Genomic DNA, 19,441 nt, shown 5'->3' with positions numbered 1-19,441 from the left:
AAATATGATTAAAGCAGCAGGTTTAGGCCTTGTAGTTCTTAGCTCTTCTTTCTTTGCAACAGCGGCTGAAGCTGCGCAAAAAGTGGGTTATGTAAACACTGCACAAGTATTCCAGGCTCTACCTCAGCGTGAAGTTGTTCTTCAAAAAATGCAGGAAGAGTTCAAAGACAAAGCGGCTGAACTACAAAGTATTCAAGCACAAGCTAAGACTAAGATCGAAAAGCTTAAGCGTGATGGCGAACTGTTAGGTCCTGACGAAGTTGAGAAGCTACGTATCGAAGTAGGTCAACTAGACAGTAAGTACAAAATCAAAGCTCAAGCACTAGAAAAAGCAAGCCAACGTCGTGAAGCGCAAGAGAAGCAGAAGCTTTTCAAAGTGATTCAAGATGCTGTAACTAAAGTTGCAGAGAAAGAAGGCTACGACATGATTGTTGATATTCAAGCTCTGCAGTATGGTAAGCCAGAATACAACATCTCTGAGAAAGTAATTAAAGCACTGAAATAAGTTTTTATGAAGAACCTGACTTTAGCCGAATTGGCAACGATTACCGGTGGAGAGCTACATGGAGACGGTAGTATTACCGTCTCAGCAGTCGCTCCTATGGATAAAGCGCAAGAAGGTAACATTACGTTCCTTTCTAACGTTAAGTACAGCAAGCACTTAGGTGACTGTAAGGCATCCGCTATTATGGTCAAAGAGACTGAGCGTGAACTTTGTAAGACCAACGTTATTGTGGTTAATGACCCTTACGTTGCTTTTGCTAAAGTGGCTCAAGCGCTTGACACTACTCCAGCACCAGCTGCGGCTATTGCTGATTCTGCTTCAATTTCAGGCGATGCGACCATTGGACAAAATGTGTCTATTGGTGCAAACGCAGTGATTGAATCAGGCGTTGTACTTGGTGATGATGTAGTCATCGGTGCAGGTTGCTTTATTGGTAAAAACGCAAAGGTTGGCTCCGGCACTAAGTTGTGGGCGAATGTAAGCATTTATCATGAGGTTGTTATTGGCGATGCGTGTTTGATCCAATCAAGCACTGTCGTTGGCTCTGATGGCTTTGGTTATGCAAACGAGAAAGGCGAGTGGGTTAAGATTCCGCAAGTCGGTTCAGTTCGTATTGGTAATCGCGTAGAAATTGGCGCGTGTACAACCATCGACCGTGGTGCTTTGGACGATACTGTGATTGAAGATAATGTTATCTTAGATAACCAACTTCAAATTGCTCACAACGTTCACATCGGATATGGTTCTGCCCTTGCCGGTGGTACTATTGTCGCTGGCAGCACAACGATAGGTAAGTACTGTATCATTGGTGGTGGCTGCGTGATTAATGGTCACATTGAAATCGTTGACGGCGTTACAATCACTGGTATGGGGATGGTAATGCGTAGCATCACTGAGAAAGGCATGTACTCTTCTGGTATTCCTTTACAGCCAAACAAAGATTGGCGTAAAACAGCAACGCGTGTACATCGTATTGATGAAATGAACAAGCGTTTGAAAACCGTTGAAAAACTTATTGAGAAGAGCGCGGAATCATAATTCCAGCATTTCTAATAAAAGGCTCGCGAACAGCGAGTCTTTTTCGTTTATAATCCTTCTAATTAAATAAAGAATATATATAGGAATACGACTTTGACTACTGAACAGACAACGATGAACATTACTGAAATTCAGGAACTATTACCTCATCGCTACCCATTCTTAATGGTTGATCGTGTGACTAGCTTTGAAAAAGAAAAAACACTGACTGCAATTAAGAATGTCTCTGTTAACGAACCTCAGTTCACAGGCCACTTCCCACAACTTCCTGTATTCCCAGGCGTGTTGATCTTAGAAGCAATGGCACAAGCTACAGGTCTTTTGGCATTTAAATCCTTTGGTGCTCCTTCTGGCAATGAGCTTTACTACTTTGCAAGTGTCGATAAAGCAAAATTCCGTAAACCTGTAGTGCCAGGTGACCAGTTAGTTATCGAAGTTGAGTTTTTAAAAGAGCGTCGTGGTATCGCATCATTTAATGGTGTAGCTAAAGTAGACGGCGTCGTAGTATGTTCAGCTGAACTTAAATGTGCTCGTAGAGAGTTTTAATATGATTCATGAAACAGCGAAAATTCACCCGGCAGCAGTAATCGAAGGTGATGTGACAATCGGTGCTAACGTGACGGTTGGGCCTTTCACTTACATTGCTGGTAATGTGACTATTGGCGATGACACAGAAGTGATGTCACATGTTGTGATCAAAGGTCACACAACAATTGGTAAGCAAAATCGAATCTTCCCACACGCAGTGATTGGTGAAGAAAACCAAGATAAGAAATACGGCGGTGAAGACACAACTGTTGTGATCGGTGATCGTAATGTGATCCGTGAAGCAGTTCAGATCCACCGTGGTACAACTCAAGATAAAGCAACCACAGTGATTGGTGATGACAACCTACTTTGTGTCAATGCTCACGTAGCGCACGATGTAATTGTTGGTAACCATACTCATATTGGTAACAATGCGATTCTTGGTGGCCACGTAACCGTAGGCGATTACGCTGGCGTTATGGCGCTTTCTGCTATTCACCCATTCTGTTCAATCGGCGCTTACGCTTATATTGGCGGCTGCTCTGCTGTTGTTCAAGATGTACTGCCGTACGTGCTTGCGCAGGGCAACCATGCTGCTCCATTTGGTCTTAACCTAGTGGGCTTGAAGCGAAATGGGTTTGAGAAACCGGAAATCCGAGCATTACAAAAAGCGTACAAAGAGTTATACCGCTCAGGCAAAACACTTGAAGAAGCGAAAGTGGCTTTAGTTGAAATGGCGAAAGAGTTTACTTCTATAACTCCGATGTTAGAAATGCTAGAGAACTCTGAGCGCGGTATTATTCGTTAATACTTGATGTGGTTATGTACCAGTCAACATGAGTATGACAATCATTACTTCATCAGGTTGGTATAACAAAAAGATCGCTACTTGTTAGGCGATCTTTTTTGTTTTAGGCAAGAAGGGAATTGAAAATTATGGCACAACAAGATGCGCATACTGATAGCTCTAACTTTGTTTCGAATGAACCACTGCGAGTCGGTATTGTTGTGGGAGAGCTCTCCGGAGACACGCTAGGTGAAGGTTTCATCAAAGCAATAAAATCCCAGTATCCGAATGCTGAGTTCGTAGGTATCGGTGGACCAAAGATGAAGGCTCTGGGTTGTGAATCTCTTTTCGAAATGGAAGAGCTTGCCGTAATGGGGTTAGTTGAAGTATTGGGTCGTTTACCTCGCTTGTTAAAAGTGAAAGCAGAACTGGTTAAGTATTTCACACAGAACCCACCAGATGTCTTTGTTGGTATTGATGCTCCTGACTTCAACCTGAGACTTGAGTTAGATCTGAAGAAAGCTGGAATTAAAACGGTTCATTATGTTAGCCCTTCAGTTTGGGCTTGGCGTCCTAAGCGTATCTTTAAAATCGATAAAGCAACTGATTTAGTCCTTGCTTTCTTGCCATTCGAAAAAGCGTTCTACGATAAATATAATGTTGCCTGTGAATTTGTTGGCCATACCTTGGCAGACGCTATCCCTCTGGACCCAAATAAGCAGGAAGCTCGAGAGCTTTTAGGTTTAGATCAAGATAAGCAGTGGCTTGCGGTATTGCCGGGTAGCCGTGGTGGTGAGATGAGTTTGATTGCTCAACCATTTATCGAAACGTGCCAACGCATTAAACAGAAATACCCTGATATCAATTTTGTTGTTGCGCTTGTTAACGAACAGCGTAAAAAACAGTTTACCGACATTTGGCAATCGACAGCACCTGAACTTGAATTCTCGTTAGTGGATGATACCGCGAGAAACGTAATTACCGCTGCTGATTCTGTGCTGCTTGCCTCAGGTACTGTTGCTCTTGAGTGTATGTTACTGAAACGCCCGATGGTCGTTGGCTACAAAGTAAATAAACTGACGGGATACATTGTTAAGAAATTATCGATTACCGAGTTCGTCTCATTGCCGAATATTTTGGCAGGTGAAGAGATAGTGAAAGAACATATTCTTGAAGAGTGTCACCCAGACTTTTTGTTTCCGTCTGTCGATAAAATGCTCTCAGCGGACAATACTGCGTTGATCGAACGCTTTACTGAGATGCATCATTGGATTCGTAAAGGCGCGGACAAGCAAGCAGCCAATGCAGTCTTGAACCTTATTAATAAGCCATTTGTTGAAGCGTAAGCGTTGATAGCTTTATAGAGCACTAAGAGAATAATTATGGCAGTAAAAGAGAAAAAAGAACTTCCTCCTTTTGAGTATCCTGAGGGTTACCAGTTGTTTGCTGGTGTGGATGAAGTGGGACGTGGGCCATTGGTTGGTGATGTAGTGACGGCTGCGGTTATTCTTGATCCAAATAATCCAATTGAAGGCTTGAACGACTCCAAAAAACTGTCTGAAAAAAAACGCCTTGCTTTACTTCCTGAAATCAAAGAGAAAGCGTTGGCGTGGTCTGTTGGTCGCTGTTCTCCTCAAGAGATTGATGAACTTAATATTCTGCAAGCAACCATGGTAGCGATGCAGCGTGCCATTGCCGGACTTAATGTTCAGCCCGATATGGCATTAATCGATGGTAACCGTGTTCCTGAACTGCCGATGGACGGTATGGCTATTGTAAAGGGTGACTTACGAGTCGCTGAAATCAGTGCGGCGTCTATTATTGCTAAAGTGGTCCGTGATCAAGAGATGGAAGAACTTGATAAGATCCATCCCGAATTTGGTTTCGCTAAACATAAAGGTTACCCAACTAAAGCGCATTTCGAAGCAATTGAAAAACACGGCGTAACCGAACATTACCGTAAGAGCTTCAAACCAGTAAAACGTATTTTAGGTATCGATTAACGTGCTTTGGCCAACGCTTTAAATTGGTTTGAGCTTTATATTGATTAGGGCTTCGTATTGATTTAAACGTAGCAGCGAATAAAGTTGCCTATTTGCGGCAGAAAAAAATAGAATACACACAGTTGTAATCCTAGGCTTGAGCCTAGAACTCAGGAAAAATAATGTCAGATCCAAAATTTGTTCACCTACGCGTACACAGTGACTTTTCGATGGTGGATGGCCTATCTAAGGTGCCACCATTAGTAAAAAAAGTAGCTGAAATGGGTATGCCTGCTCTAGCACTTACCGACTTTACCAACCTTTGTGGCTTGGTTAAGTTTTACGGTACTGCCCATGGGTGTGGGGTTAAACCTATTATTGGTGCGGACTTCGTTATGCAGTCTCCAGAATTTGGTGACGAGTTAACAAAGTTGACAATACTGGCCACGGATAACAAGGGTTACAACAACCTTACTTTATTGATCTCGAAGGCCTATCTTCGTGGTCATGTACAGCATCAACCTGTTCTCGATAAAGAATGGTTAATTGAGCATGCAGAAGGCCTGATTATTTTATCGGGTGCCAAAGATGGTGAGATTGGCAAAGCGTTACTGAAAGGTAACCGTGAACTTGTCGCGAGCAGCGTTGAGTTTTACAAAACGTATTTCGCAGATCGTTTTTACCTTGAGCTTATTCGTACCGGGCGTCCGGATGAAGAGTCTTACCTACACTTTGCATTAGAACTGGCAGAACAAGAAGATTTGCCTGTTGTTGCGACGAATGAAGTGGTGTTCCTAACCGAAGATCTTTTTGACGCTCACGAAATCCGCGTAGCGATCCACGACGGTTTTACAATGGTTGATCCACGTCGACCAAAAAACTACAGCGCACAGCAATACCTTCGTAGCGAAGAAGAGATGTGCGAGTTGTTCTCTGATATCCCTGAAGCTCTGGAAAACAGTGTCGAGATTGCTAAGCGTTGTAATGTAACCGTTCGCCTTGGCGAATACTTCTTGCCTAACTTCCCAACCGAAGGTTTAGCGATTGAAGACTTCCTGATTAAGAAGTCAGAAGAAGGTCTTGAGCGTCGTTTAGAGTTTCTATTCCCTGACGAAAAAATCCGAGCAGAGCGTAGGCCAGAGTATGATGAGCGCCTCAAAATTGAACTTGAAGTTGTCAATAACATGGGGTTCCCAGGCTACTTCTTGATTGTTATGGAGTTCATCCAGTGGTCCAAAGACAACGATGTACCTGTTGGTCCAGGCCGTGGTTCTGGTGCTGGTTCTTTGGTGGCTTATGCATTGGATATCACCGATCTTGACCCACTTGAATACGATCTACTTTTTGAACGTTTCTTGAACCCAGAACGTGTATCGATGCCCGATTTTGATATCGATTTCTGTATGGATAAGCGTGACCAAGTCATTGATCACGTTGCAGAAATGTATGGCCGTGATGCTGTTTCGCAGATCATCACCTTCGGTACCATGGCAGCGAAAGCGGTAATTCGAGATGTAGGTCGTGTGTTAGGCCACCCATTTGGCTTTGTTGACCGAATTTCTAAGCTAGTTCCGCCTGACCCGGGTATGACGCTAGAGAAAGCCTTCCTCGCTGAACCCGCATTACCTGAACTCTATGATGGTGATGAAGAAGTTCGTGAGCTGATTGATAAATGTCGAATTCTAGAAGGTTGTACACGAAACGCTGGTAAGCACGCTGGGGGGGTTGTAATCTCACCCACCACGATTACTGACTTTGCACCTATTTATGCCGATGCGGAAGGTAACTTCCCAGTAACGCAATTCGATAAGAATGACGTAGAAACCGCTGGCTTGGTTAAGTTTGACTTCTTGGGGTTGCGTACCTTAACTATTATCGATTGGGCATTGGGCTTAGTGAATCCACGTTTGGCAAAAGAGGGTAAAGATCCGGTTCGTATCGAGTCGATTCCTCTTGATGACCAAGCGTCGTTTAACTTATTACAAAATTCTGAAACGACGGCGGTATTCCAGCTGGAATCTCGCGGTATGAAAGACCTGATCAAGCGTCTACAGCCCGACTGTTTTGAAGATATCATCGCATTAGTGGCCTTGTTCCGTCCGGGCCCTCTTCAATCAGGTATGGTAGATAACTTTATCGACCGTAAACATGGACGAGAAGCAGTATCTTACCCCGATGAAACGTGGCAACACGAGTCGTTAAAAGAAACATTAGAACCGACTTACGGCATCATCCTGTATCAAGAACAGGTAATGCAAATCGCTCAGATTCTGGCGGGTTATACGCTTGGTGGAGCCGATATGCTGCGTCGTGCGATGGGTAAGAAAAAGCCTGAAGAGATGGCAAAACAGCGCGGTACCTTTAAAGAGGGTGCTGAAGCTAACGGTGTTGATGGCGAATTGGCCATGAAGATCTTTGACTTGGTAGAGAAGTTTGCGGGCTACGGCTTCAACAAATCTCACTCGGCTGCCTACGCATTGGTTTCTTATCAAACACTATGGCTGAAAACGCACTACCCAGCGGAATTTATGGCGGCGGTAATGACCGCAGATATGGACAACACGGAGAAGGTTATTGGCCTTGTTGATGAGTGTTTCCGTATGAAGCTTAAGCTTCTTCCACCTGATATCAATTCAGGCCTATACCGATTCAATGTCGATGAAGACGGAGCGATTGTTTATGGTATTGGTGCGATAAAAGGGGTGGGTGAAGGCCCTATTGAAGCGATTATTGAAGCGCGCAATAAGGGCGGTTACTTTAAAGATTTATTCGACTTCTGTGCGCGTCTTGATCTGAAGAAGGTTAACAAACGTGTTATCGAAAAGTTGATTCTATCTGGAGCCTTAGATAGATTAGGTCCTCACCGTGCTGCGATGATGGCGTCATTGAAAGATGCAGTTAAGGCTGCAAGCCAACATCACCATGCTGAGTCGTTTGGTCAATCCGACATGTTTGGTGTGTTGACTGATGCTCCAGAAGAGGTTGAACACAAGTATACTCAAGTACCTAAATGGCCTGAAAAAGTTTGGCTTGAAGGTGAGCGAGAAACACTGGGTTTGTATTTAACGGGTCACCCGGTGAATGCTTACATCAAAGAGTTAGCAAAATACACCAGCTGTCGTTTGAAAGATGCTACGCCAACGCGTCGTGACCAATCATTAACGATTGCAGGCTTGGTCATTGCTGCTAGGGTCATGACCACGAAACGCGGTACACGAATCGGTTTAATGACACTTGATGACCGATCTGGCCGAATGGAAGTGATGTTGTTCTCTGATGCACTCGATCGCTACGCAGAATTGCTCGAAAAAGACAAAATTGTGGTCGTTTCTGGACAGGTCAGCTTTGATGACTTCAACGGTGGGCTTAAAATGTCCGCGCGCGAGGTCATGGACTTAGGAAGCGCCCGTGAAAAATATGCTCGTGGGGTATCGATATCTATCGATCAATCCCAGATTAATGGTCAATTTTTTGAACGCTTTGGTCAAATCTTAGAACCTTATAGAGCCGGAACGGTCCCAGTCAATGTATACTACCAACGTGCCGACGCTAGAGCGCGGTTAACATTGGGCACAGAATGGCGTGTGACGCCAAGTGATACATTACTAGACGAATTAAAACAGCTGCTTGGAAATAGCCAAGTAGAACTCGAATTTAACTAAAATTTAGCTTCGCTAACGTGGAGCTGAATCAACAAGGATTCATAGATGAGCCTGAACTTTCTAGAATTTGAAAAGCCTATCGCTGAACTTGAAGCAAAAATCGAAGCGCTACGTGACGTTTCTCGTCACGGTGGTGACGCAGCGGTAGATCTAGACAAAGAAATCGAACAACTAGAGAAAAAAAGCTTAGAGCTTAAACAGAAAATCTTTAGTGACTTAGGTGCGTGGCAGGTAGCTCAACTTGCTCGCCACCCTCAACGTCCTTATACCAAAGATTACCTGGAGCATGCATTCACAGAATTTGAAGAGATGGCGGGTGATCGCGCTTACGCTGACGATAAAGCAATTGTGGGTGGTATGGCTCGTCTAAATGGCCGTCCTGTTATGGTTATTGGTCATCAAAAAGGTCGCGAGACCAAAGAAAAAGTGATCCGTAACTTTGGTATGCCAAAGCCTGAGGGTTACCGTAAGGCTCTTCGCTTAATGGAAACGGCTGAGCGTTTCAACATGCCAATTATTACTTTCATCGACACGGCGGGTGCATACCCTGGTGTTGGTGCTGAAGAGCGTGGCCAATCTGAAGCTATCGCAAAAAATCTAAAGGTAATGGCTGGTCTATCTGTACCAGTTATCTGTAACGTTGTCGGTGAAGGCGGTTCTGGTGGTGCACTAGCGATCGGCGTTGGTGATTACGTGAACATGCTTCAGTACTCTACGTACTCAGTAATATCTCCAGAAGGCTGTGCTTCAATCCTATGGCGTGATTCAGATAAAGCGCCACAAGCTGCAGAAGCAATGGGTCTAGTTGCTCCTCGTCTTAAAGAGCTTGAACTTATCGACGAAATCATTCCTGAGCCTCTAGGTGGCGCGCACCGCGATCCAGTACAAACTGCTCAGAACATGAAAGACATGCTAGTCAAACAACTAGAAGAGCTAGAGCAGTTTGATAATGAAGCGCTTCTTGAGCGTCGTTACCAGCGTCTAATGAGCTACGGTTACTGCTGATAAGCGTGCCTTGAAATGAGGCAGCTTCAAGTAACAAGATGATGAAAGGGTTGGACTCAGTACCAACCCTTTTTTATTATTAGAACATACCCCCGTCAAACCTACTCTCATGGTTCACTCGCTCATGACTCACTTAATCAAAACCTTTACATCGGCACTTCATCAAAGCGCACTTAAGCCTAGTAGATTGATCGTGGCTTTCAGTGGCGGTGTTGATTCTCGAGTTTTGTTAGAGTTAGCGGCACAGTACGCGCAAACGCATGACATTGAGTGTCGTGCGGTACATGTTCACCATGGCCTAAGCGAAAACGCCGACTACTGGGTAGAACGATGCCAAGCATGGTGTGATGTGTTGTCGGTATCTTTGGCTGTAGAGCGAGTATCATTAGATCTTAATAGTGGCGAGAGCGTTGAAAAGCTTGCGCGAGACGCTCGATATAAAGCTTTTGAGCAGCATGTCAGATCGGGTGATGTGTTAGTCACGGGTCAGCACATTGATGACCAACTTGAGACTTTCTTGTTAGCGTTAAAACGTGGAAGTGGCCCAAAAGGACTCTCTTCTATGGCGAATATTATGCCGTTTGGGAAAGCTTTCATGCTTCGTCCTCTGCTGTCGGTGACCCGCTCAGATATTGAAACATCAGCTCATAATATGGGTTTAACTTGGGTCGAAGATGAGAGTAATCAAGACCTGCGCTATGACCGTAATTTTATTCGTCACCAAGTTACGCCGACATTAATTGAACGATGGCCTAGTTTTCGAGAGTCGGTCAGTCGCAGCGCTCAACTGTGCGCAGAACAAGAGTTGCTACTCGATGAACTGCTTGAGTCTCACTTTCAGCAAGCTTTGAGGGGCAATAAGAGCCTAAGCCTAAGCATTGAGGCCTTATCTCAGCATTCTGATTTACTGCGCGCACGCTTGCTAAGAATGTGGTTGAACCATTGCAATCAACCTATGCCGAGCCAAAAGCAGCTAAAACTTATTTGGGATGAGGTAGCCTGTGCTCAGGCAGATGCCAATCCTAAGCTGGTGTTGAATGATGTTGAGATTAGGCGTTTTAATAACCAGCTCTATTTGGTACAAGACACCCAAGATTTGTCGAGCTGGCAAAGTGATATTTCAGCGGAAGGTAGCTTAGTTCTGCCTGATGGTTTAGGGGAGCTACACTTAAGTTCAGCAATGAGTGAGGGCGTATCTAGCAACCGTGATTTGCAAAGCTTTAGTTTGTCGGATAAAAGCGTAACACTAAGGGTGATTTTTAATCCGGAAGGATTATCGGCTCACCCTGTTGGACGCGGGCATAGCAGAAAGCTTAAGAAGCTCTTTCAAGAGTATCAGGTACCAAGTTGGTTACGACGTCGAACACCAATATTAATGGATGGTGATCGAGTGATCGCAGTTTTAGGCTTATTCGTAGATAAAAACTACGAAGGTCAAGATTGTGAAGCGCTTTGGAGCAAGTAAAAAAAGTTTGTGTCACAATTTGACGTTACTTTAATAAAAATAATTAATGGAATATGCAATGAAGAAAATTACACTAGGATTAGTTATTGGATTTGGACTATTGAGTGGTAATGCTCTGGCAGGGGATGTTGCCGCAGGTCAAGCTAAAGCCGCAATCTGTGCAGCATGTCATGGTGCAGATGGAATCGCTGTCATCCCCGGTTACCCGAATCTCAAGGGACAAAATGAACAGTATATTGTGTCATCAATTAACGCGTACAAAACAAAGCAACGTAATGGCGGCTTAGCAGCTGTAATGCAAGCTCAAGCTTCAATGTTAAGTGATGATGATATCGCGAACCTAGCTGCTTACTATGCAAGCCTTAAATAAAGTTTCCTCAAAGCGCTAATTAAACAAGATGATAAATTTCGAGCCAGAGCTTTAAAGCTCTGGCTTTTTTCATTGAATGTTTACAATAGCTAACCGATAATGAGCTATTCGTACAGTTTAAGGGATGAACATGAAAAAGATTGAAGCGATTATCAAGCCATTTAAGCTTGATGATGTACGTGAAGCACTTGCAGAAGTTGGTATTACAGGTATGACTGTATCTGAAGTAAAAGGTTTCGGACGTCAGAAAGGTCATACTGAGCTATACCGTGGCGCAGAGTATATGGTCGACTTTTTGCCAAAAGTGAAATTAGAAATTGTCGTGACTGATGAAGTTGCGGATCAATGCGTAGATACCATTATCGAAACGGCTCAAACCGGTAAGATTGGTGACGGTAAGATCTTCATTACTGATGTTGAACGTGTGGTACGTATTCGTACTGGCGAAGAAGACGAAGACGCTGTATAAAAAAACGATTACCCTAAAAGGAGCGCTTATCGCTCCTTTTTCATTTCTGGTGGGTGTTGTATGTTTAAGAAAACCATCATTGTTATCGCAGTTTTGATAACACTTGTTGTTGCTAGTTTTCATCTTATCTTCGTTATTCCTCAAAAACCTAATCTGGTTACTTCCTCTTATAGCACCAGTAACGATACCTATAGTTGCTATCAAAATTCACTACCTAAATCGATTGATGTTTCAGACGGATTGAGCCTAATTGTGTGGAATATCTACAAGCAAAACCGCAATAACTGGCAGAATGAACTGAATCAATTGACGGAGGGAAGTGATTTAGTGTTGTTACAAGAAGCACGTATAACTAAAGAGCTTAGTCAATGGGTGACAAGCGGACAGTGGGGAAGTACTCGTGTTAATGCGTTTGAAGTCTTTGAACAAAGTGCGGGTGTGCTTAGTCTAGCGACCCATTTACCGATCGAAGCTTGTGCATATACTCATGAAGAGCCTTGGCTTCAACTGCCTAAATCTGCACTTTGGTCTCGCTATCAGTTAAGTAATGGAGAAGAGCTTGCCGTCATTAATATCCATGCCGTGAACTTTACGTTTGGCACCGAAGATTATAAAGCTCAGCTTAAAAGCCTAACCGATAACCTGCAAAAATATCGCGGACCAGTCATTTTTGCTGGCGATTTTAACAGCTGGAGCGAAGCTCGCTTTGCGGTATTGAAAGAGGCGTTGGAAAAAGTTGGTCTGACCGAGGTTGTTTTTGACCCTGATAACCGAACTCAGTTTATGACAGGTTTGGTGCTTGACCACGTGTTCTATCGAGGGTTAGAGGTAGAAAAAGCAAAAGCGCCCATTACGGACGCTTCTGATCATAACCCAATGCGAGTGACCTTTAAGGCTAGATAGTAACAAGCCAATGGCAATTAGCTATTTGCACAGTGGTTACTTTTAATAATTAGCTAATGAAACAAATAGACTAGTGAGTATCCTCTAGCCTTTATTTTATCGACTCAAGCTTAGAATATTAAAATGTAGAGAGCCCAGATTAGGTAGTAACCAACCCATGGCAAACCAGAGATGACCAGTGCTTGTCCGCGTTCAAATTCAGTCCACGTCAGCACTGCGGCATAACCTAGCACGATGTACCAAGGTAACAAAAGCGGTAATGAGCTCGCGAACTGTGACCAGTCATTGGTTAGTGGTAACTTGATTAAGCCGTTTAAGCTGTTCAAGTCAGCGGCGTAGCTCATCACCTGTCCATGTTTGAGGAGTAGGCTTGCGTAGCTTGCTACATCACCTAAAACCGCAGGGAACATCACAACCGATGAAGCGGCAAACCATCTCCAGTAACTATGCTGATGTTGGCTTGGCTTTGTTGCGAGGTTAAACCAGAATGCCAACAGAGCAATGCTTAGTGTACGGCCAAATACATCACTGATGATTTCGCTCGCGAGTAGAGTATTGCTGTCAAGTAACGCCAATTGGTCAGGATTAGTTTCAGCCAGTTGCTGTGACAATTCTGAACTTAACCATGCAAAATCTACATTTGAAAAATAGGCACCCCAAAATAAAAATGGGCTGAGTATTAATACGACGTAGGGTTGCCATCCCCAAGCACTTCGTTGATAAAGCGCTAAGAAACAAGCCGTTGGTGAACGGAAAATATCCAACAGCATGACGAGTGGGTTGCTTGACGGGTTCATACACTTACCTTAGTTACATCAACATACAGCTTCAGTTTTTGTCCTGGCTGTAGGTATTTCTTGTTCTGCAAAGTGTTCCATTTTACAACATCTGCACTTTTTACTTTGAACTTTGATGCAATACCGCTGACTGTGTCACCTGATCTTACGTTATAGAAGACAGTGCGGATGATAGAGCCGTCTGAACTATTCTTCCAGATGACCAGTTCTTGACCAACTCGAAGTGTGTCGCGTGGCCCCATGCCATTCCACTTAGCCAGCGATTGGTGAGAGACTTTGTTTGCGCGCGCAATCGTCCATAAGCTGTCACCACTTTTTACTGTATGACTGAGCTTATATTGGCCGCGACTCTTCGACTGTGTGTTAGCTAGGCGGTTTGAAGCGCTTAGTGCATATGTTTTGTCGTCTTTGGTTGAGGTTGGGATAAGCAGGTGCTGACCAATACGGATATTGTTGTTGCTCATCCCGTTTGCAGAGCGAATCACTTTACTGGTGGTGCTGTATTTACTCGCCAGTACGCTGATGCTATCGCCAGATTGCACTTTATAGCGCACCAATTTCATACCTTTGCCTTTATTAGCTGTCACTTCTTTGTTGAACTTCTCAACAGAGCTTAGAGGAAGCAATAATTGCTGATGTTTTTCTGGTGCCGTCGCCCACTGGTTATAAGCCGGATTGTAGCCTTGCAGTTCTTTAACTGGAATACCTGCGTAGCTAGCAGCAATCGCGAGATCGAGCTGTTCATCTGGGTTCACCAGAGTTAATACGGGTTTGTTAGGAATAGCTGGAATATCAATTCCATATTTCTCTTGATTTGCGATTACATCAGCCAGCGCGAGTAGCTTAGGAACATAGCTGCTGGTCTCTTTTGGTAAATCTAGAGAGAAGAAGTCGATTGGTTTACCTAGTTTCTTGTTCTTACGAATTGCGCTGTTTACTCGACCGCCACCACTATTGTAGGCCGCAATCGCATGGTTCCAATCGCCATCAAAGCGTCTATTTAGGTCCGAAAGGAAATCCAATGCCGCATCGGTAGAAGCGGCTACGTCACGACGACCGTCATACCAGAAGTTCTGTTCTAGCCCGTAGTCTTTGCCGGTGCCAGAAATGAATTGCCATAGTCCTGCAGCACTGCCATGAGAGTAGGCAAACGCATCAAAAGAACTTTCTACAACGGGCAATAGTGCCAATTCTAATGGCAACCCTTTTTCTTCAATCTTCGTCGTAATCAGATAAAGAAAAGGTTCAGCACGTTGTGAGACGGTTTTGAGGTGACTAGGGTGTTTTAGATACCAAGTTCGGTAGTAGTCGACTTTCTTTTCGTCGGGTACTTCCATTTCAAGTTGCATCGCAATGCGTTTCCAAACATCTTCTTGTGTTTGTGGAGTAACGATAGGTGCTTCAACTTTGGATTCTTCTTTGGTCGCTTCTGATGAAACGTTCGTTTGAGAAACTTCTTTAGTAGGAGATGTGTTGGTTTGCTCGGAAGCTTGGTCTGGATTCTCTGACTGAGTTAATTGGCAACCAGAAAGTAGTAATACCAAAGCCCAGCTGTACTTAACTCGCATGTTACAGCCTTTTTAATAAACGGCTGCTGATAATACTTGCCACTCCCTATGAGTGACAAGTATGGATTTGTTAAAATTCGTTCTTCCACGCACGTAAAGCGGTAAAGACTGATAAAGGATCGGTCTGCTCGGTACGATTAGATACTGATTTAACTACACTTGGCTCTGTGTAACGTAAGAAAGGGTTCACAAACTTCTCTTGTCTCAAATTTGTGGGGATGGTCGACTTATTCTGAGCGCGCAGTCGGTTTACTTGGTCTCGATATTGCTGCAAATGTTGGTTATCAGGTTCAACGGCAAGTGCGAAAGCGACATTAGCTGCTGTGTACTCGTGTGCACAATAGACTTCCGTTTCTTGAGGAAGTGCCGTGATCTTATTCAGCGCGTCAAACATTTGTTGTGGTGTGCCTTCCATGATTCGACCACAACCCGCTGAGAACAATACATCGCCACAAAATAACTTAGCATCACCGACATAACCGATGTGACCTGCGGTGTGTCCACTGAGCCCAAGTACTAGAAAGACTTCGCCAAACAGCTCTAACTGGTCACCATCGTCGACAGGGTGAGTCAACGTTGGGATCGGTTCGTTTTTTGGGCCCACTACATCAACGCCAGGGTGTTGCCTTACTAATTCTGGAACGCCACCAATGTGATCATGGTGGTGGTGTGTAATCAAGATTGCATCTAAAGTTAGCTCATGATGTGCCAAGTACTCTAATACTGGAGCCGCATCACCAGGGTCGACGACAGCACAACGGCGATCGCTATTTTCAATCAGCCAGATGTAATTATCGTTAAATGCAGGTATGCTTTTGATATGTAACATTATTGGATCTCCAGTCACTTTTAGTGAGACAGAATAAGTGAGATAGATTATTGATGAAGCCAGCGCGTAGCAGAAAGAAGTTTGAGCGTCCTTACACTTGGGCACAGTTGCACAATGGGGACTGGTTGAGAGAATCAATTCAAACTCGACTCGATGAGTGGTGTCCAAAGCTTTTTGGTTACCACATGCTCAAGCTCGGCGGCCTCAGTAGTGAGATTTCTAGCTGCACATGCAACATTCAACATCAAGTAAACTTAGATATCCAGAACCCATTACATAATGTGATAGCGGATGGCTATAATTTACCCTTTTTAGAGAAAAGTTTTGATGTTGTGGTGCTCAGTCATCAATTAGATTATAGCAATGACCCACATAGGTTATTGAGAGAAGTTGACCGAGTGATGATGGACGATGGCTATATTATCATCACAGGCTTTAATCCGTTTAGTCTTACTGGGCTTGCGAGTTTACTACCTTGGCGAAGAAACAGTTTACCTTGGAGTGGGCGCATGTATACGCCAAGTCGAGTTAAAGACTGGTTAGGTGTACTAAATTATGAAGTGATCCACTGTGATACCTACGCGCTGTTTCCGATGAGTAAATATCAGGCGATGTGGACGTGGTTAGAGAATAGCTTGGGCGGTTGTGCATCCTTTGCGGGAAGCCAATACTTTATTGTTGCTCGCAAGCGTACTTATCCGCTCAAACCGATTAAGCCTCATTGGCACCTTAAACGACGTTTTTCTCCTGTTGGAGCGAGCTTTAGAACCAATACGCGTCGTACAATGGATTCAGCCAAAGCTTCATACCCGCTAAATACAGAAAAAGCCGACTAGAGGTCGGCTTTTCATCTATTCATTGGGCTAAGAAATTATCAATTTCTTTAATAAGTTATCAATCAGTTCGAGAAACTATCTTGGTTCAAATGTTACATCGAATTGAACTAAGATAATTAGCTTGGTTGATAACCAGTATCCTCTTGAGTTGGATTCTCAGCCGCAGTTCGCGCTAGGTCATCACACATTTCGTTTTCTCTGTGTCCCGCATGTCCTTTTACCCAGCGCCAATCAACGGTGTGACGAGCAGTTTCTTTATCAAGCCTTTGCCAAAGATCGGCGTTTTTAACAGGTTTCTTATCAGCTGTTTTCCAATCTCGCTTTTTCCAGTTGTGAATCCACTGTGTGATACCTTGGCGTACGTATTGGCTATCGGTGGTCAAAATCACAGAGCAAGGCTCTTTGAGGGTTTGGAGAGCAACAACAGCGGCGAGCATTTCCATACGGTTATTGGTTGTTAGCGTGAAGCCTTCTGCTAGTGTCTTTTCGACTTTTTTGTAGCGAAGTACGATACCATAGCCACCCGGACCAGGGTTACCTAAACAAGAACCATCAGTGAAAATTTCAACTTGTTTCGTCATGATTTGATACTATTACCTCAAGCACATTATCGGCATAGTCTGACACAGTTATCCTTATGAATACCAGTAGCACTCCAGAACAAAGCACGAACGAAAAAAACAGTTCGAACGAAAATAAGCGCATTGTTGTACTCGATACCGAAACCACAGGTATGAATACAGAAGGTGGTCCTCACTATATGGGCCACCGCATCGTTGAAATTGGTGCAGTAGAGATCATCAACCGTAGGTTGACCGGGCGTCATTTCCACGTCTACATCAAGCCCGATCGTGCGATTCAAGAAGAGGCGATTGGCGTTCATGGTATTACCGATGAATTCTTGATTGATAAGCCTGAATACCAAGATATACATAAAGAGTTTCTCGACTTTATCAAAGGTGCGGAGCTGGTGGCTCATAATGCGCCCTTCGATACGGGCTTTATGGACTATGAGTTTGAGAAGCTTAATCCAGCGATAGGTAAAACGGATGACTACTGCAAAGTCACCGATACCTTGGCAATGGCGAAGAAGATATTCCCAGGTAAAAGAAACAACCTAGATATCTTATGTGACCGTTACGGTATTGATAACTCGCACCGTACTCTCCATGGCGCATTGCTCGATGCGGAGATCCTAGCCGACGTCTACTTATTGATGACGGGTGGGCAAACTTCGCTACAATTTAACGCTGGCCAACAAGAAGGCGAAGCCGAAAGTATACGAAGAGTAGAAAGTGGTCGAAAATCCCTAAAGGTTTTACGAGCTACGGCCGATGAAGTAGAAGCGCATCAAAATCGTTTAGACCTCGTCGAGAAAAGCGGAAGCTGCCTTTGGCGTCAGTAGGGAGAAAGTATGTTAAGGGTATTGGCTACCGGTTACTTATTGCTGTTAAGCTTTAGCTTACATGCAGCAACGGAATCCGTAATGAGTTTATTGGATAACCGTTTTCGCGTTGATCCCAGTATTGAACAAGTCACCTTTGTGATTTATCGAGCCGATAACTCTAAACCCGTCGTTTTGGTTCGCCCTGATGGCAAGAAATACTACTCTTGGCGCAATGCTGATAACGTCCGTTGGTACGAAGAATCATCTATGGACATTGTCTCTATTGATAAGCCAATGCCAGGCCCTTGGCAAGCGATAGGTAAAGTCTCACCTAAGAACAACATTAAACTATTGTCTCATTTGGTTTTGGATGCCAACGAATTTCCAAATAAGTTGTATCAAACCGAACACATCAAGTTCACCGCTCGTTTGACCTCAGATGGTAAGCCTCTAGTACTGCGCGATTTCCTTGATCGCGTGAAACTTAAAGTCACCTTTACTAAATTTGTCGAAAATGAAGATTCTCTAGTCAGAGAGGCGCGCCCGGTCCCTGTTGTGATGGGAGAGTTTGCCGACGACGGTACAGGTTTAGACGAAAAAGCCGGAGATGGCGTATTCACAGTATCGTTACCTATTGATATTGAACCGGGTAAATACCGAGCTCGTATAACCTCTGGCAATGGCGTGTTTTTGCGAGCGCAAGAACAAGAAGTACTCGTGTATCCAACCCCCATTACCACTACTTTTATCCAGTCTCGCAAAGAGGGTTTACCTCATACTATCGTTGTGTCCGGCGAGCAAGGCATGGTCGCGCCCAGCTCTTTGGCGGTTCATGTTGAGCACAAGGCTCCTGATGAGTTTGTTATGTACAGACAAGGCCAAGCTATGGTTGATGCAATGAAAGTGTCTCTAGAGGTACCTTACGCTGATGAACTGGGTATTTATAACTGGTCGGGGATGGTTTATGCCACTGATGCTTCAAGCCAGCGTCCGCTGATTTTCCCAATTACTGAGCAATCGTACAGCGTTGTTGAAGATATCGATTTAGCGGAGTCACGACGCCTTCAAGCAGAAGCGCTTGAGGAGCAAAAGCGTATCGCAGCAGAATTAATGATACTTCAGAAGCGAGAAGATGACAGGCAACGTAGTATGATCATTATAGCTGTGGGCAATGTGATCGCGATTCTATTGGGTTTGTTGGTTTGGTTTGTTGTTCGAAAGGTGAAAGTGAAGAAAAAGGCTCAACCAGAAATGCAGTTAAAGGCACCTAAGTAAGCTTACAAGCTATATGGTCTTTGTAAGTATGAGCA

The 19,441-nt window shown here is 44.1% G+C and carries 19 protein-coding genes; 15 read left to right on the top strand and 4 right to left on the bottom strand.

Features of this window, described 5'->3' with window-relative positions:
• Positions 1-4: 4 nt before the first annotated feature.
• The 12 genes from L8S15_RS04195 (at position 5) to L8S15_RS04140 (ending at position 12,714) form a co-directional block, all read left to right on the top strand.
• Complete coding sequence (locus L8S15_RS04195; protein WP_016767578.1) at positions 5-505, top strand: OmpH family outer membrane protein; 501 nt, start codon at positions 5-7, stop codon at positions 503-505.
• A gap of 6 nt (positions 506-511) precedes the next feature.
• Positions 512-1,543 (top strand): UDP-3-O-(3-hydroxymyristoyl)glucosamine N-acyltransferase, encoded by a 1,032-nt coding sequence (lpxD, locus tag L8S15_RS04190; RefSeq protein ID WP_010436510.1) that lies wholly within the window; start codon positions 512-514, stop codon positions 1,541-1,543.
• Positions 1,544-1,636: 93 nt separating this feature from the next.
• The gene (gene fabZ, locus L8S15_RS04185) at positions 1,637-2,089 is read left to right on the top strand and encodes a 3-hydroxyacyl-ACP dehydratase FabZ (protein ID WP_009847408.1); all 453 of its coding nucleotides are present in this window, start codon (positions 1,637-1,639) and stop codon (positions 2,087-2,089) included.
• A gap of 1 nt (position 2,090) precedes the next feature.
• Positions 2,091-2,879 carry an acyl-ACP--UDP-N-acetylglucosamine O-acyltransferase gene (gene lpxA, locus L8S15_RS04180; protein WP_010436512.1) on the top strand — a complete coding sequence of 263 codons (789 nt, stop codon included), beginning with the start codon at positions 2,091-2,093 and terminating at the stop codon, positions 2,877-2,879.
• A gap of 128 nt (positions 2,880-3,007) precedes the next feature.
• Complete coding sequence (gene lpxB / locus L8S15_RS04175; protein WP_010436514.1) at positions 3,008-4,204, top strand: lipid-A-disaccharide synthase; 1,197 nt, start codon at positions 3,008-3,010, stop codon at positions 4,202-4,204.
• Positions 4,205-4,240: 36 nt separating this feature from the next.
• The gene (gene rnhB, locus L8S15_RS04170) at positions 4,241-4,861 is read left to right on the top strand and encodes a ribonuclease HII (protein ID WP_010436516.1); all 621 of its coding nucleotides are present in this window, start codon (positions 4,241-4,243) and stop codon (positions 4,859-4,861) included.
• Between the two features lie 161 nt (positions 4,862-5,022).
• On the top strand, positions 5,023-8,502 hold the full coding sequence (dnaE, locus tag L8S15_RS04165; RefSeq protein ID WP_010436518.1) for a DNA polymerase III subunit alpha: 3,480 nt from the start codon (positions 5,023-5,025) through the stop codon (positions 8,500-8,502).
• Between the two features lie 45 nt (positions 8,503-8,547).
• On the top strand, positions 8,548-9,507 hold the full coding sequence (accA, locus tag L8S15_RS04160) for an acetyl-CoA carboxylase carboxyl transferase subunit alpha (protein ID WP_010436520.1): 960 nt from the start codon (positions 8,548-8,550) through the stop codon (positions 9,505-9,507).
• A 124-nt stretch (positions 9,508-9,631) separates the two neighbouring features.
• Positions 9,632-10,972 (top strand): tRNA lysidine(34) synthetase TilS, encoded by a 1,341-nt coding sequence (tilS, locus tag L8S15_RS04155; protein WP_016787746.1) that lies wholly within the window; start codon positions 9,632-9,634, stop codon positions 10,970-10,972.
• Between the two features lie 58 nt (positions 10,973-11,030).
• Positions 11,031-11,342 (top strand): cytochrome c, encoded by a 312-nt coding sequence (locus L8S15_RS04150; protein ID WP_010436524.1) that lies wholly within the window; start codon positions 11,031-11,033, stop codon positions 11,340-11,342.
• A gap of 130 nt (positions 11,343-11,472) precedes the next feature.
• A complete protein-coding gene (gene glnB / locus L8S15_RS04145; protein ID WP_004738609.1) occupies positions 11,473-11,811 on the top strand; it encodes a nitrogen regulatory protein P-II in 339 nt (112 codons plus the stop codon).
• A gap of 60 nt (positions 11,812-11,871) precedes the next feature.
• The gene (locus tag L8S15_RS04140) at positions 11,872-12,714 is read left to right on the top strand and encodes an endonuclease/exonuclease/phosphatase family protein (RefSeq protein WP_280572034.1); all 843 of its coding nucleotides are present in this window, start codon (positions 11,872-11,874) and stop codon (positions 12,712-12,714) included.
• A 110-nt stretch (positions 12,715-12,824) separates the two neighbouring features.
• Here the strand turns inward: L8S15_RS04140 and L8S15_RS04135 are convergent, their stop codons facing one another.
• The 3 genes from L8S15_RS04135 to gloB form a co-directional block, all read right to left on the bottom strand.
• Positions 12,825-13,511 (bottom strand): YIP1 family protein, encoded by a 687-nt coding sequence (locus L8S15_RS04135; protein WP_010436533.1) that lies wholly within the window; start codon positions 13,509-13,511, stop codon positions 12,825-12,827.
• On the bottom strand, positions 13,508-15,079 hold the full coding sequence (locus L8S15_RS04130; RefSeq protein WP_016794908.1) for a LysM peptidoglycan-binding domain-containing protein: 1,572 nt from the start codon (positions 15,077-15,079) through the stop codon (positions 13,508-13,510). Before L8S15_RS04130 ends, L8S15_RS04135 begins: the two co-directional genes overlap by 4 nt.
• Positions 15,080-15,149: 70 nt before the next feature.
• The gene (gene gloB, locus L8S15_RS04125) at positions 15,150-15,908 is read right to left on the bottom strand and encodes a hydroxyacylglutathione hydrolase (protein ID WP_010436538.1); all 759 of its coding nucleotides are present in this window, start codon (positions 15,906-15,908) and stop codon (positions 15,150-15,152) included.
• A gap of 53 nt (positions 15,909-15,961) precedes the next feature.
• Between gloB and L8S15_RS04120 the strand changes: the two genes are divergently transcribed.
• Positions 15,962-16,744, top strand: coding sequence for a class I SAM-dependent methyltransferase (locus L8S15_RS04120; RefSeq protein WP_010436540.1), 783 nt, complete (start codon positions 15,962-15,964; stop codon positions 16,742-16,744).
• A gap of 116 nt (positions 16,745-16,860) precedes the next feature.
• Here the strand turns inward: L8S15_RS04120 and rnhA are convergent, their stop codons facing one another.
• Positions 16,861-17,325, bottom strand: a complete 465-nt coding sequence (gene rnhA / locus L8S15_RS04115; protein ID WP_010436543.1) for a ribonuclease HI — start codon at positions 17,323-17,325, stop codon at positions 16,861-16,863.
• A gap of 56 nt (positions 17,326-17,381) precedes the next feature.
• Between rnhA and dnaQ the strand changes: the two genes are divergently transcribed.
• Both dnaQ and L8S15_RS04105 read left to right on the top strand, forming a co-directional pair.
• The gene (dnaQ, locus tag L8S15_RS04110; RefSeq protein ID WP_010436546.1) at positions 17,382-18,149 is read left to right on the top strand and encodes a DNA polymerase III subunit epsilon; all 768 of its coding nucleotides are present in this window, start codon (positions 17,382-17,384) and stop codon (positions 18,147-18,149) included.
• A 9-nt stretch (positions 18,150-18,158) separates the two neighbouring features.
• On the top strand, positions 18,159-19,406 hold the full coding sequence (locus L8S15_RS04105; RefSeq protein ID WP_016798189.1) for a TIGR03503 family protein: 1,248 nt from the start codon (positions 18,159-18,161) through the stop codon (positions 19,404-19,406).
• Positions 19,407-19,441 lie beyond the last annotated feature (35 nt).

The organism is Vibrio sp. S/42/10 (assembly GCF_029890535.1).
In the GTDB taxonomy this organism is placed as follows: Bacteria; Pseudomonadota; Gammaproteobacteria; order Enterobacterales; family Vibrionaceae; genus Vibrio; species Vibrio cyclitrophicus.
This window is presented reverse-complemented; position numbering and strand designations above follow the sequence as displayed.

Bases quoted from the DNA above. Each gene is read 5' to 3' on its own strand.
- L8S15_RS04195 (WP_016767578.1), top strand. From the start codon at position 5: ATGATTAAAGCAGCAGGTTTAGGCCTTGTAGTTCTTAGCTCTTCTTTC.
- lpxD (WP_010436510.1), top strand. From the start codon at position 512: ATGAAGAACCTGACTTTAGCCGAATTGGCAACGATTACCGGTGGAGAG.
- lpxA (WP_010436512.1), top strand. From the start codon at position 2,091: ATGATTCATGAAACAGCGAAAATTCACCCGGCAGCAGTAATCGAAGGT.
- lpxB (WP_010436514.1), top strand. From the start codon at position 3,008: ATGGCACAACAAGATGCGCATACTGATAGCTCTAACTTTGTTTCGAAT.
- rnhB (WP_010436516.1), top strand. From the start codon at position 4,241: ATGGCAGTAAAAGAGAAAAAAGAACTTCCTCCTTTTGAGTATCCTGAG.
- dnaE (WP_010436518.1), top strand. From the start codon at position 5,023: ATGTCAGATCCAAAATTTGTTCACCTACGCGTACACAGTGACTTTTCG.
- accA (WP_010436520.1), top strand. From the start codon at position 8,548: ATGAGCCTGAACTTTCTAGAATTTGAAAAGCCTATCGCTGAACTTGAA.
- tilS (WP_016787746.1), top strand. From the start codon at position 9,632: ATGACTCACTTAATCAAAACCTTTACATCGGCACTTCATCAAAGCGCA.
- L8S15_RS04150 (WP_010436524.1), top strand. From the start codon at position 11,031: ATGAAGAAAATTACACTAGGATTAGTTATTGGATTTGGACTATTGAGT.
- glnB (WP_004738609.1), top strand. From the start codon at position 11,473: ATGAAAAAGATTGAAGCGATTATCAAGCCATTTAAGCTTGATGATGTA.
- L8S15_RS04140 (WP_280572034.1), top strand. From the start codon at position 11,872: ATGTTTAAGAAAACCATCATTGTTATCGCAGTTTTGATAACACTTGTT.
- L8S15_RS04135 (WP_010436533.1), bottom strand. From the start codon at position 13,511: ATGAACCCGTCAAGCAACCCACTCGTCATGCTGTTGGATATTTTCCGT.
- L8S15_RS04130 (WP_016794908.1), bottom strand. From the start codon at position 15,079: ATGCGAGTTAAGTACAGCTGGGCTTTGGTATTACTACTTTCTGGTTGC.
- gloB (WP_010436538.1), bottom strand. From the start codon at position 15,908: ATGTTACATATCAAAAGCATACCTGCATTTAACGATAATTACATCTGG.
- L8S15_RS04120 (WP_010436540.1), top strand. From the start codon at position 15,962: ATGAAGCCAGCGCGTAGCAGAAAGAAGTTTGAGCGTCCTTACACTTGG.
- rnhA (WP_010436543.1), bottom strand. From the start codon at position 17,325: ATGACGAAACAAGTTGAAATTTTCACTGATGGTTCTTGTTTAGGTAAC.
- dnaQ (WP_010436546.1), top strand. From the start codon at position 17,382: ATGAATACCAGTAGCACTCCAGAACAAAGCACGAACGAAAAAAACAGT.
- L8S15_RS04105 (WP_016798189.1), top strand. From the start codon at position 18,159: ATGTTAAGGGTATTGGCTACCGGTTACTTATTGCTGTTAAGCTTTAGC.